Source organism: Pseudomonas sp. NPDC089401, assembly GCF_044749485.1.
Classification (GTDB): Bacteria; Pseudomonadota; Gammaproteobacteria; order Pseudomonadales; family Pseudomonadaceae; genus Aquipseudomonas.
Window position 1 is genome coordinate 389,918 of sequence record NZ_JBIVIA010000003.1, and the last position, 12,922, is coordinate 402,839.

At 57.6% G+C, this 12,922-nt stretch carries 13 protein-coding genes; 7 read left to right on the top strand and 6 right to left on the bottom strand.

The window, feature by feature from the left end:
* Nucleotides 1–388 precede the first annotated feature (388 nt).
* Nucleotides 389–1,306, top strand: a complete 918-nt coding sequence (locus tag ACIP21_RS09185; protein WP_400686608.1) for a hypothetical protein — start codon at nt 389–391, stop codon at nt 1,304–1,306.
* Between the two features lie 698 nt (nt 1,307–2,004).
* Here the strand turns inward: ACIP21_RS09185 and ACIP21_RS09190 are convergent.
* From ACIP21_RS09190 to ACIP21_RS09210, 5 genes are all read right to left on the bottom strand, one after another.
* On the bottom strand, nt 2,005–2,463 hold the full coding sequence (locus tag ACIP21_RS09190) for a potassium channel family protein (protein ID WP_400686610.1): 459 nt from the start codon (nt 2,461–2,463) through the stop codon (nt 2,005–2,007).
* 279 nt (nt 2,464–2,742) lie between these two features.
* A complete protein-coding gene (locus tag ACIP21_RS09195; protein ID WP_400686611.1) occupies nt 2,743–3,954 on the bottom strand; it encodes a hypothetical protein in 1,212 nt (403 codons plus the stop codon).
* A 361-nt stretch (nt 3,955–4,315) separates the two neighbouring features.
* Entirely contained in the window at nt 4,316–4,807 is a 492-nt protein-coding gene (locus ACIP21_RS09200; RefSeq protein WP_400686613.1) for a GNAT family N-acetyltransferase, read from the bottom strand.
* An 81-nt stretch (nt 4,808–4,888) separates the two neighbouring features.
* Nucleotides 4,889–5,827 carry a hypothetical protein gene (locus ACIP21_RS09205; protein ID WP_400686615.1) on the bottom strand — a complete coding sequence of 313 codons (939 nt, stop codon included), beginning with the start codon at nt 5,825–5,827 and terminating at the stop codon, nt 4,889–4,891.
* Between the two features lie 74 nt (nt 5,828–5,901).
* Nucleotides 5,902–6,426, bottom strand: coding sequence for a ProQ/FinO family protein (locus ACIP21_RS09210; RefSeq protein WP_400686617.1), 525 nt, complete (start codon nt 6,424–6,426; stop codon nt 5,902–5,904).
* A 665-nt stretch (nt 6,427–7,091) separates the two neighbouring features.
* On the opposite strand from ACIP21_RS09210, the gene ACIP21_RS09215 reads away from it, so the two are divergent.
* A complete protein-coding gene (locus ACIP21_RS09215) occupies nt 7,092–7,370 on the top strand; it encodes a DUF3077 domain-containing protein (RefSeq protein WP_400686619.1) in 279 nt (92 codons plus the stop codon).
* Between the two features lie 119 nt (nt 7,371–7,489).
* On the opposite strand, the gene ACIP21_RS09220 is transcribed toward ACIP21_RS09215, so the two are convergent.
* A complete protein-coding gene (locus tag ACIP21_RS09220; RefSeq protein ID WP_400686621.1) occupies nt 7,490–8,131 on the bottom strand; it encodes an HAD family hydrolase in 642 nt (213 codons plus the stop codon).
* 195 nt (nt 8,132–8,326) lie between these two features.
* Here ACIP21_RS09220 and ACIP21_RS09225 point away from each other — a divergent pair, with 195 nt between their 5' ends.
* From ACIP21_RS09225 to ACIP21_RS09245, 5 genes are all read left to right on the top strand, one after another.
* The gene (locus tag ACIP21_RS09225) at nt 8,327–8,470 is read left to right on the top strand and encodes a hypothetical protein (RefSeq protein WP_400686623.1); all 144 of its coding nucleotides are present in this window, start codon (nt 8,327–8,329) and stop codon (nt 8,468–8,470) included.
* A 130-nt stretch (nt 8,471–8,600) separates the two neighbouring features.
* Entirely contained in the window at nt 8,601–8,777 is a 177-nt protein-coding gene (locus tag ACIP21_RS09230) for a hypothetical protein (protein WP_400686625.1), read from the top strand.
* 84 nt (nt 8,778–8,861) lie between these two features.
* Nucleotides 8,862–9,368 (top strand): sigma-70 family RNA polymerase sigma factor, encoded by a 507-nt coding sequence (locus ACIP21_RS09235; RefSeq protein ID WP_400686627.1) that lies wholly within the window; start codon nt 8,862–8,864, stop codon nt 9,366–9,368.
* The gene (locus ACIP21_RS09240) at nt 9,368–10,309 is read left to right on the top strand and encodes a FecR domain-containing protein (RefSeq protein ID WP_400686629.1); all 942 of its coding nucleotides are present in this window, start codon (nt 9,368–9,370) and stop codon (nt 10,307–10,309) included. The genes ACIP21_RS09235 and ACIP21_RS09240 overlap by 1 nt, the downstream gene beginning before the upstream one ends.
* 73 nt (nt 10,310–10,382) lie before the next feature.
* Entirely contained in the window at nt 10,383–12,839 is a 2,457-nt protein-coding gene (locus ACIP21_RS09245) for a TonB-dependent siderophore receptor (RefSeq protein WP_400686631.1), read from the top strand.
* The last annotated feature ends 83 nt before the right edge of the window (nt 12,840–12,922 follow it).

Below are 12,922 nucleotides of genomic sequence, written 5' to 3' on the forward strand. Positions count from 1 at the left end.
TGCGACTGCCTGCGTTGGGTCGCTTAAAGTTATTCGCGAGCGACCGCTTCCGATCCGGAGCTGCCGTTGAAAATGAAACGATATCGTGAGCGCTACGCGCACCCTGTGGGAGCGGGTTTACCCGCGAAGCAGGCGCCGCGGTGGATGGCACCGGCTGTGCCGGTGTTCGCGGGTAAACCCGCTCCCACAATGGATTGTGGTCGGGCTCAACGGCAGCATTGGGTCGAGAGCTGCCGGTCGCGAGTGACCGCTATCGACCCGAATCTGTCATTCGCGGCAGACAGCTATCGGTCAAAGCGGTTGGTCGAGAGTGAGCGGCAAGATGAACTCATGAGACAGGCTAACGGCGGCGTTATGCTCTGGATTGTTCCTGACAGACACCGCAGCTATGATCGCCGGCTATTCGGTAAGGTCAGATCAAGGGGGGGCGATGGCGGTCTGGGAGCCGATTAACGGCGTGTTTATAGCTACGACTTCATGTCTTACAAGCCTAGGGTGGCTGGAAAAATGGGTTAATTCACCGCTGAGTTCGGCTGCTATCGGTGGCATGATTGGCGCGGGTTTCGGGGCTTGGGCCGCTGGATGGATCGCTAAGAGGAGCAAACGACTCGATTCCGTTAATGAGGAAATTCGGGCTTGCAACCTAGCAACGCTCCTGGCTCAGCAAGCCTTCAATCTTGCCCTAGCGCTAAAGATTGATGCGATAAAACCCATGACAGATGCCTACGATAACGCTCGTAGTGAGTATTTGAATCCGAAGGCTGGCGCTGCCTCGGAGACGCAAAGCCTGCAAAAAATCAGCCCGATAAACCCGCCGCTCGACGCGTTGCGCACCGTTGCTCTAGAACGCCTCACTCTGACAGGCCCTGCCACGCGGGCGGTATTACAGGTAGTCGAATCGATGAATTGCCTGAACCGCGCGCTGACAAGTCGCAACGAGCTAACAGATATGTTTTTGCACAAGCAATTCCCGCCAGGTATGGATTTCCACCATATGTATTTCGGGGTACCGAAGGATGGTTCCTGCCACGCCGGCTACATGGACTGTATGAAGAGCATGGCTAGATACACTGACGAAGCGCTGTTTTTCAGCATGACGCTATGCCAAATGTTGGATGAGCAAGGGGTGCAACTGCGGAAAGAGCGTAAAAAGCTAGTTCGAGGCAAAGTGTCCATCAATCGTTTCCGTCTGGCTGACAGCATTCCCGAGGGGATCATCCCGGACGCCAAGAACTACGCGACGTGGTTTGCTGGCTATGAAGTGCAGGCCATTAGAAAAAAATGGTGGCAGTGGGGTAAAAAGTAAAGTGGCCCACACTCCGGACACGCTGTCATTTCCTTGCCAAGAGCTTACTGAACATCTGCCTTAAGCCGACTGCCGCCCTGCACCCCAAAGAGCACGGACCTTTAGATGCGAGACACTGAATGCGCATAGTCTTCGAGTGATGAATACCGCTTAGGCGGTAGTGAACCCGCAGCTATGGGTCGATAGCGGTCATCCCCGGTAGCTACCGCCCCCTAGCTGCCGACTGCGAAAGTCAGCATTCGGCCACAAACGGTCATCGAGCGAAGCGGAAGTGTTGAAATTCTAAAATTGTATATATTTCATGGCGCATTGGTTAAGATGCGCCGTAACTCCAAGCTTATCTGCACATTCCCCGAATGTCATTTGCTATGGATTTAACTATGTCCCTATACATGCCGCCACCTTTATATGGTCTCTCTGCATAGCTCGTTTTTTCGATAAACTGATCGACAAAATAATCTATCTGATCACACAGGGTTTGAAGAATTAAAATGGTTCTGTCCTGTTTCCAATCTACATTTTTGCTTCGCAGCAAGTTGAGATATTTTCTAGAGAAACCCGCAAGCTCCTCAACATGATGTGCTGCGCGCTCCACGTGCTTAATAAGCTCGTCAATCTTGCCTATGCTAACAAGGTGAGAGGAGTACCCATTTGTAATGCGCAATGCTTTTGTAGAGGAGTAAAAAGGGTTGGATCTGTTAAATATAAATAAGATTTTTTTCCGGAATGATGTTGTTTTGTATTTCCCGTCTTTTATCTCCTATGGATTCTTTGGCGTCAACAATATATTCGATGCATTGGTTGTATGCCTCATGAACGCTATAATTCACTGAATACTCTACTAGGGCGGACTGGCGCAGGGATAGAATTTGAGAAATTGAATAACCCATGAACAAAATGCCGAATATCGCTTCTAGTGAAGCGAAGAGCCTAGACAGACCCACGGGTGTAAAATCACCATAGCCTAGGGTCGTTATCGAAACTACGCTAAAATACAGCAGCTCATAAGCATCAGCAGCTTCATTGTTCTTGGTTACACCGTGCCCCTCAAATTTTCCGACCATCCAAAAAATAGTTGAAAACAACAAAATCGAGCCAATTAAAGTTGCACCAAGCTTGTATGAGAGGTGCTTTTGCTTTGTCGATAGTTCCTGCATATTAATCTATTCCTTTGTATTAAGCGACAATATCAGTTGATTAGGATTTGATAGTGGGTGTTCCCATACAAGCCATTTCTAGCTTTTATATCACGCAAATTTCCGATGGCTTTTCACAATCAAATGGTCAGCCACTGCATTGCGTGGTGGTACTTTAAAGTAATCGCCTACAACTAAGGGGGGTAGAGGGGTAAGGGGGCGAATATAATTCGCTCCTCATATTTCTCAAAAATAGGTCTAGCCCGTTTTTGGCCTGCGCGTCAACTTTTGATGTATCCGCTATCTATTACGTTTGCGAGAGGCTTTCGAAATTTTTCTCGCTTGCTTTTTTTGAGACTTCACGCCCCCCTTTTTTTTCCTGGTGTTTGGCACTCTATTTAGCTCTTTCGCACAATATTCGGGATTGAACCTCTCGAAGGTCTCTGCTTTCAACTGGTTGATTAACAAAGGAGGTAAGAGATTGGTGTGATATCGCGAGACTATGAGTGGATGATTTCCTTGCTGGTAGCACCCATAGGCATCACTGGAGAACTGAGCTAGCTGGGAAAATAGCTCTATATCAAGAGGGTTGCTGGCATATGGGTTGTGGAACACATACAGGCCGTCCAGCAAAGTCTCCGGGTTTTCCGAAGTAACCTCATGTAGACGAAAGTGAGGTTGCTCAGTAACATGTCTGATATTTAAAACGCTGTCAAAGCTGGGATTGTTGGATTTGTAGAGGGAGGCGAGCTTCCCCAGGGTTAGCGTGCTGCTGAAAAACACAGCGGACACTTCTTGGTGTGAGGCGTCAGTAAATAATCCCAAGTTTATGTCTGCATCTGTTCCTGGTTTTTTAACTGAGGATTTACTTATGTATTTCTTAGTCAGCGGGTCGAAATACTTACCGTAAAGCAAGGCATTCATCGAGTAGGTGAATTCTCGACCATACGAAATTTGATCATAAGAAGAAATCGCAATAATGTACGGCGTGTTTGGATCGACCCAGTCACACTCAACGTAACCCTTGGTTTTTTTGCCTTTATGTTCAAATCCACGATATTTCTTAAGCTTAGAAAAGAAGGCGCTAGAGTGCCGGACAATGGCCTCATCAATAAGCTCAGAAAATTCTTCGCGGGTTGAAATAGGATATAAGTTCCGTTCGACACCCTCAATCGTTCTATGCTCTTCGGTCTTTCCGCCTTTACGAATTTCAGAAACTACGGCTTCAATATAAAAGTTGGCAGGCTCTTTAATTATGAAGTCTGGCCGACTATGCACAGTGCATTGAGCAAATCCTAACTCCTTAAGCACAGCATGAAGGTACAACTCCCAGAACGTTGAATGGAAGGTCGTTTGGAATTCAGTTTTTGCCTTCTTATCTTTGTCATGAAAATCCTGCCCCCAGCCAGAGATTACCTCCTTGGCCCCCATGTAGCTAAGCTTGCACAGGTCATTGAACTTTGGGTGCAGGGTATCCAAATCGGTGTTTTTATCAATCTCAAAGAAGTTCACTAGATTCGTCCTTGTTCTGATCTTTGAATTTTTATGTTGTTTCGCGGAGTTATTTTTGCATGCCAGTCAATATTCATTCAGCTATAAATTAACGCACGAAATTAAAAGGAAGTGATGTAAGGGCTTCAGCAAGCAAAGATGGTTAGTTGAATATGCCACCCAGTGGCCTTGAACCATCAAGAATCGTGAAACACGACCGTCGGAGCCTATCACACGGCGCAAAGATTATGTCACCCTACTATAAACACCTAACGTCCTCCTCAGACTCCCTAAGACTATTGGTGAGTAAGCTCAGTCGTCTGATCGGCAGGTCGAAAGCAGCCGGTCGCGACTGACCGCTATGGGTCGAAAGCGGCCACTATCAAACAATGAACTTGGCCATTTCCGCCGTCCCAGCCCAACCGCTCTGCTCATACACCGGTTTACCCGTCTCGGTGGCATGTAGGACCGCAAAGGTAATTCCCCGACGAGCAAACTCGGTATCAGCCGTCCGCATCAAGGCCGAAGCCAAGCCTCGACGGCGATAGGCCGGCTGAACGTACACATTCAATACATAGCCTCGCTTATCCAGAGTCGGGTGCGAGGGATGCGGAGGCCAATCGATGCTCATTAGGCCAATGGCTGCCACTGGTTGTTCGCCGTCGAGAAGTTTGAACCCGTAATACCGACCGTCACCCAGCCGCTCTTCCAGCCAGGGTCGAAAGTGCTGGGTCATGACACGAAGGTCTTCAGGATTGCCCCCCGCCTCAAGAAACATTTCCTGGCGATGCGAGCAGATCATCTCGGCATCACTGGGCTCAACAGGCCGACATTCCAGACCGGAAAATGCTTCACATCCTTGTAGTTCGATCATGGTTTACCCAACGCCAGGAAAACGATTGATGAGGATGCAGCCGATGGCAGCGTCAGGTGTGATGGAAATGGCTCGACGGGATCAGCCGCACGCCCAGTCCATTTCCATCCTGACCAGGTCCAGTTGCGCATTGCCGCCACCGAAATTGAACCCGCCGAAATTTTCCTCGAACTCCAGGTACAAGGGACCGAACGCGGGGTAACTCTGTATCGGGAACATCGTGCCCCCCAGGTGATTGCGACCATGAAACTGAGTGAGCCCGAGCGCTTCGCTCTGCTCGCCACCGAAGGCAGGCACGTAGCCGCTCTCCTTGCAGTCTTCGTCGCTCTCCCCCGGTGTTTTACCGACGTTCGGGTCGCCTTCACGAACCTGTGCGCGAATCGCAAACGCGGTGTCGATACCTGCTGCCGGGCCGTCGCCTGCTAACCAGTCAAAGGCAGGACTACCCGGGTTGCGGACCTTGTCGTAAGGCAGGTACTCGGCATAGCTCTGGTCAAGCCAGACTGGCGCCGGCCCCAGCAGAGGGTTGCCCTCCAGCCTAGGCACAGGGCAGATGCCGCCTTCGAACTCAGCCTGGGTCAGCCAGATCGCCGCGTATTGCGTGCCCAGGATGTCGCTCATGTCGAACTGCATCGGGTGGCGCGCGCGACGGTGTTGCCAAAAGGGCGTCAGCGCTTCATCGCCGGGAGGCTGGTCCGACAGTTCGCTGGCGAAGAACGCCTCGATCTCGGGGCTGGACGACAACTCTTCGAACTGGTCATCCACGAACACGCTGAGGGCGACGTAGCCTTCGCCTTGCGTGCGGTACTCAGGGGGCAGGTACAGCGTAAATGCGTGGCGCAGCGGGTAGCCGAGGCTCTCGCTCAGCGGCCACTGGTGCGGGGTGATACCGGGTGGCAGGCCCAGGCTCCAGCCGCCCGCCCACTGCTCGCCGCGAGCGCTGCCGGGCAGCGGGCATTGCGGGTCGCGGAGCAAGTCGTAGGCGGTGCTGAGAGACTCGACAGGCAAGGGTGCGTTCATGCGTCTGGATCCTTGACGTGCTTCATCCTTGGTAATGCCCTGCCGGAAACGCACAGGGCATCATGCGACGGGTATCAGTCTGCAGCTTGTTCCGCTGGGACTTCAGCGACAGCGGCTGGCGCCGGTGCAGCGGCCTTTGCCTTCGCGCGGTTGCGACGGTCCTGGCTGCGCTGGCGCGAGGCCTGCTGCTTGGCGTACAGCGCCTGTTGGGCGGTGACGATGCCGGCGGGCTGGCCGTTCAGGTCCAGGCGCGGGGCGTCTTCGACCATGCTGGCCCAGTAGCGCGAGCCACGGCACCAGGTGGAGATGCCCAGCTTGAGCTGTTCGCTGGTGATGCCGAGCAGTTCAAGGTGCTGTTCGGCATCCTTGAAGATGCCTTCCTTGAGCGGCACCTTGGGCGCCGGGTTGACCGGGAAGGCCAACGGGAAATGCTTCTGCAACGGCCAGATCGCGGCCACTGCCGGGTCCTGCTCACGCTGCTTGGCGGGCGCCGAAGGCTTGCGTTTGGCAGGCTTGGCGGGCTTCGGGCTCTCGGCCTTCACCTGCTCTTTTTCCGCCCGCAGACGGTCACGTAATTCAGCTAGTTGTTCAAAACCCATCGTTCAATTCACTGCTTGGAAGTTGATTGCGTGGCGCAAGGATAAGCCATGCAGCGCCTGAGATCAGCTGAAAGAGGATGAATCGCCGATGTTTTCGTCGACGGGTACCGGTTACGAGGTGTGTCGGGGAGGCTGAAAAGCGGCTGGTGCGGTGGATAAAAATCAGAAATGCCCCCTTTCTTGTAGTCCATTTCCCAAAGATACTCCCTGCCATTGTGGTGTTCCGGGATGCCCACTAGTCTCGGCCAGTCGCTGCCCATCAGCGACCGGCTTTGACAGGCCGCTCTGAACTAACCACATGGCTTTGCTTCTATGGCGGCTGTGCGTGGGGCACCTCGTGTGCGCCGGCTTTTGGTTCTGTTCACCGGTCTGTCAACCCGCGTACAGCTGCCGCCTTTCTGTTTGACAGCAGCGGGTGGTGGCCCCAACTTTGAACAGGCCACATACCATGCCAAAGATCGTCCCCGACCCACCCCACTGCCTGCGGAGCCTCGGACTTTGCATTGAGGCTTGAGTGATGGGTTGCCTGGGCCGGCCCTTTCGCGGGTAAACCCGCTCCCACAAAGTTCACCACAGGCCTGGAGGCATGCGCAGTACCTGTGGGAGCGGGCTTGCCCGCGAAAGGGCCGGCCCAGGCAGCCGAGAAACTCCAGGGAGATAGACCAATGACCACAGACTCCACCCCATGCACCGTTGGCAAAACCACCTTCTACCAAGGTGAAAACAAGACCCACCCGCTGTTCCGCATTGAACCCGGCATCCCCTGCCAGCTCGCCCGCGAGCAGGCCTCGGAATTGATGGGCTATATGAACGAGCTGACCATTACCGGTTTGATGGAGGAGAAGCCGCTGTTGCTGTGGGCCTCGCATTACCTGGGGGCGATGGCCAAGGCGCTGATGGATGATGCCGAGCGGGGAGTGAAGGCTGCGAAAGGCCAGATTTGAGAGCGCATGATGGCCGCCAGGTGTTTGCCACAACATGTTCAGCGCCTGTGAGATCGAGCGCCGCCCGCGCGGCGCTCGATCTCACAGGCGCTGCACAACTGTCGGCATACGCTCCAACCTCACCCCACCGGCCCATCAACCGGCAACCCATGCCTCACCAACGCCCGCCGCAACTGCACGGCATCGCTGAACCGCACCGCCTGCATCCCCTCCCCGATCGCCGCGTCCACATTCTTCTGCACATCATCGATGAACAGCGTGCGAGCAGGCGTCAGCCCGTAGCGGCTGAACAGCAGCTGGAAAATCTCAGGCTCGGGCTTCATCAGGTTTTCCTCACCCGACACCAGCACCCCTTCGAAACGCTTGAGGAACTCGAAGCGCTCCCTGGCATAGGGAAAGGTCTCCGCCGACCAGTTGGTCAGGGCGATCAGCCGCACGCCGGCGCCATGCAGTTCGTCCAGCACCTGCACCGTGTCATCCATCGCCCCGCCGAGCATTTCCACCCAGCGCTCACGGTACGCACGGATGTGCGGCGCATGTCCGGGGTGCTCGGCAATCGCCACCTCGATCGCCTCGGCCCAGGTTCGGCCGCGGTCCTGGCGCTCGTTCCAGGCCGAGTTGCACACATCGGCGAGGAAGGTTTCCATCGCCGCTTCGTCATTCACGAAGAGCTTGCGAAACAGGTAGCGTGGGTTCCAGTCCACCAGCACGCCGCCGAGGTCGAACACCACGGTGTCGATGCCGTTGATCTCCTTGTGCATGGTTCACGCTCCTTTTGTCAGTCCTTCAATAAGGTCAGTGGAGCTTACCTGAAACCGCCACCCAGCCCATGCCTCGGTCTGGGCCGTCACATCGCCATTAGCACACCCGCCCTAATCGCCTGCGTTCAGGTCTGGGCATAGAGTGTTGGCACCCACCCAGTCCAGGATGGGTGCTCACTCAAAAGGATATTGACCATGAAAAAAATCCTCTACGCCTCGGCCATCGCTCTGACCCTCACCGCCTCCAATGCCCATGCCTTCGCCAACAGTTGCAGCGACTCCCTGTGGAAGTTCAGCGGCATCGAAGCCCTCACCTGCATCTTCTCCGGCCAGTGGTGACGGGCTGCTGCCACCTGCAAATGTCAGCACCCTGGCCAGACAAAGGCCGGGGTGCTTACAACGCTATCGATCCGGGCGCTTACCTGACGCTAGAATGCCGTACTTCGCACACTCAGCCTGGAAGCTGCCCATGTGGTTCATTGACTTGGTAGTCGGCATCTTCAACCTGCTCGGCGCCGTGGAAGACTTCAGAAACCACCGGCCTCGGCGGGTCTTCACCCGTGGTTTCGTCCTGTTCTGCATCTTCGTGGTGATTTTCGAACTGCTATTTCTTCACAACATTTACAGCAACCATCCCGGCAACTGATAACGACAGCAGCGCTGTCTCGGAAAAAATTGATTTGATAATCGTTATCACTTAAGGTGCCTTCCTCACCCCGGAGGGTTTCCCGTGATCAACGACGATCTGAGCCAGGTCTACGCCGAGCACAACGGATGGCTCAAGCAGTGGCTGTACCGCCGCTTGGGCTGTTCGGCGCAGGCCGCCGACCTGGCCCAGGACACCTTCCTGCGCATCCTCCAGGCCCAGCAGAAGGCCGGCGCCAGGCTCAGCCTGCAACGCCCCCGCGCCTACCTGGCCACGGTCAGCCGGCGCCTGGTCTACGACCACTTCCGCCGCCAGTCGCTGGAACGGGCCTACCTGGAGATGCTCGCGCAACTGCCCGAGCTGTTCGCGCTGTCGGCCGAGGAACAATGGGCAATGCGCGAAACCCTGCAACAGCTCGATGCCCTGCTCGACACCTTCAAGCCGGTGGTGCGCTCGGTGTTCCTGCTGGTGCAGCTGGAAGGCCTGACCTACATCGAGGTGGCACGCCGGCTGGGCATCGGCGAGCGCACGGTCAAGCGGCACATGGCCAATGCGCTGGAAGCCTGCATCCTGTTCGACGACGACTTCTGATGGCCACCAGCGCGTATCGCATCAGCCCCGAGGTGGCCCGGCAGGCCGCCCACTGGCACATGCTGATGCTCGACCAGAGCGTCAGCCCGGCCCAACGCGACGCCTGCGCAAGCTGGCGTGCGGCCGCACCGGAGCATGAGCGGGCCTGGCAGAAGGCTGAGCGTGTGCGCACCCAGCTGGGGCTGCTGCCGCCACAGTTGGCCATGGGCACACTGGACCGCGAACGGCGCCAGGCGATCAAGCAACTGCTGGCCCTGGCCATCGTCGCGCCGCTGGGCTACCTGGGTTACCGTCAACTGCTGCCCCAGGCGCCCTATGCCACGCAAGTAGGCCAGCATCGCCAGTTCACCCTGGCGGACGGCACCCTGCTGGACCTGAACACCGACACCGCCGTCGACATCGCGTTCGATGACCAGCAACGCCTGATCAGGCTGCGCCGGGGCGAAATCCTCGTCGACAGCGGGCCCGATGTCCACAGCACCCGCCACCGACCTCTGCGCGTCAGCAGTGCCCAGGGCCTGATGGAAGCTATGGGTACCCGTTTCGTGGTCCGCCAACACGAGAGCAGCACGCAGCTGAGTGTGCTTCAAGGCGCAGTACGGGTGCTGCCTGAACATGGCCCGGCGCACCTCGTCGAGGCCGGCCAGCAGCTGACCTTCGACGGCCTGGGCCAAGGGCCTGTGGGCGTCGCGCGCGAGCAGGACAGCCTGTGGACCCATGGCCAACTGGTGGTGGACGAGATGCCGTTGAACCACTTCCTCCGCGAGCTCGGCCGCTATCGCCCGGGCTGGTTGCGCTGCCAGCCACAAGCCGCGCACCTGCGCATCAGCGGCACCTTCCAACTGAACAACACCGACGCGATCCTCGCAGCACTGCCCGCGACGCTGCCGGTGAATGTCGACTATCGCACCCGCTACTGGGTCACCGTGACAGCACGTTGAAAAAGAGTTGGCCCGATTTCCAGACTCGTCAGTCCTTACCTGTGGAACTGCCACATACAAGGACAATCTTTCCATGATCCGCCGCACTTCAAGGGCTCCAAAAACCGCGCTGGCACTGGCCATCGCCCTGCACTTCGCCAGCGCCTCCTCCTGGGCCTCAAGCCCTCAGGCGCCGCAGGCCTACAGCATCGCCTCCGGCAGCCTGGCCCAGGTACTGGCGCGCTTTGCCAGTGAAGGCGGGATCACCCTGCAATACACCTCGGAGCTGACCCGCGGCCGGTCCAGCTCAGGCCTGCAAGGGCGCTACGGCATCGACGACGGCTTGCGCCAGCTGCTGGCCGGCAGTGGCCTGCGCGCCGTACGCCGCGGCAACGACGTCTATGGCCTGGAGCTGCAACCGGACAGCGGCGATGCCCTGAACCTGGAGCCACTGAACATCACCGGCCTGCAGGACTCTGCCACCACCGAAGGCTCGGGCAGCTACACCAGCAACACCGTCACCATCGGCAAGGGCAGCCAGCGCCTGAAGGACATCCCGCAGTCGGTCAGCGTGGTCACCCGCAAGGCCATGGACGACCAGCGCCTCGACACCCTGGACCAGGTGCTGGAGCGCACCACCGGCGTCACCACCTACCAGAGCCCGTCCGGCGGCAAGTACATCTACTCGCGCGGTTTCGAGGTGGAGACCATCCAGTACGACGGCGTGCCCCTCGACCGCCGTTACTACGCCATCGGCAGCAGCTTCACCTCCGACACCCTGCTGTACGACCGCGTCGAAGTGCTGCGCGGCGCCAACGGCCTGCTGCAAGGCAGCGGCAACCCAGGCGCTGCAATCAACCTGGTGCGCAAGCGCCCAAAAGCTGAGCCGTCGCTGTCGATCACCGCCAGCGCCGGCTCCTGGGACACCTACCGACAGACGATCGATGCCAGCGGCCCCTTGAGCGCCGATGGCAAGCTGCGCGGGCGCCTGGTGGCCGGCCACGAGGACCGCGACTACTTCTACGACACGGCCGAAAGCCGCAAGAACGTGCTCTATGGCATCCTCGAATACGACCTCGGCGATGCCACCACCCTCGCCGCCGGCGCCAGTGTCGAAGACCTGCATTCGGTACCCTACTTCAGCGGCCTGCCGCGCAACAAGGATGGCAGCGGCGTGAATGTCAGCCGTTCGGTCTTCACCGGTGCCGACTGGAACAAGTGGAACAACAAGCAGACCACCTACTTCGCCGACATCACCCACGACTTCAACGAAGACTGGCGCCTGAAAGCCTCCGGCAGCTACATCCGCGAAACCAATGACATCCTCTACAGCTTTGGCCGTGGCGCGGTCGACGCGGCGACGGGGGACGGCATGCAGTCGCGCGCCTACCTGTACGACTTCGAGAACATCAACAAGGGCGCCGACATCAACCTCACCGGCAAATGGCGCGCCTTCGAGCGGGAGCACGAACTGGTGGTCGGCGCCAACGCCAGCGACCTGCGCACCGACGACCTGCAAGGCGGCCTGCTCAACCTCGGGCCGATGAACATCTACAACCCGGTGTCGCCCCGTGAGCCGACCCTGGATGAAATGCTCGGCACCACCTACGCCGGCACTTCCAAGGGCAAGATCCGCCAGAGCGGCCTGTACAGCGTGGTGCGCTACAAGCTCGCCGATCCATTGACCCTGGTGCTCGGCGCGCGAGTCAGCAACTATCAATACGACTACGAACTGCAGCGTTTCACCACCACCTCGCCCACCCCGGCCCACTCGAAGGAAACCGGCGAAGTCACGCCCTACGGTGGCCTGATCTACGCGTTGAACGATCAATGGTCGGCCTACGTCAGCTATGCCGACATCTTCAAGCCGCAGACCGAACTGACCGAAGACAGCGCCGCGCTCAAGCCCATCGAAGGCACCAACTACGAGATTGGCCTGAAGGGCGAATTGATGGAGGGCCGGGTCAACACCAGCTTCGCGGTGTTCCGCGTCGACCAGGAGAACCGCGCCCAGTACGACTACAACTCGGTGTGCGGGCAGAACGGCGAGGACAACTGCTACGTGGCCGGCGGCAAGGTGCGCGCCGAAGGCTTCGATGCCGAGATCAGCGGCGAGGTGTTGCGCGGCCTGCAACTGTTCGCCGGCTACACCTACACCTCGACCAAATTCCTCAACGACCCGGGTGACGGCACCTCGGCCTCCGGCGCCACCTTCAACAGCTACACCCCGCGCCACCTGCTGCGCTTCTGGGGCGACTACAACCTGCCGGGCGACCTGCATCAATGGACCGTGGGCGCAGGGGCCAATATCCAGAGCCGCAACTACAACACCAACTTCGGCGGCACCGGCGGCGTGGGCGATATCGAGCAGGCCGGCTATGCCATCTGGAATGCGCGGCTGGCCTACCAGATCAACCGCAACTTCAGCGTTGCGCTCAATGGCAACAACCTGTTCGACAAGAAATACTACTCGTCCATTGGCTGGTTGAATGCCAGTAACCAGTTCGGGGAACCGCGCAACTACACCGTGACCTTGAGGGCTGACTTCTGAACCTGAAGTAATCGGTCCAGGCCCGGCTTCTTCGCGGCTAAAGCCGCTCCCACAGGGTAATCACAGCCTTCAAATGTGTGGGA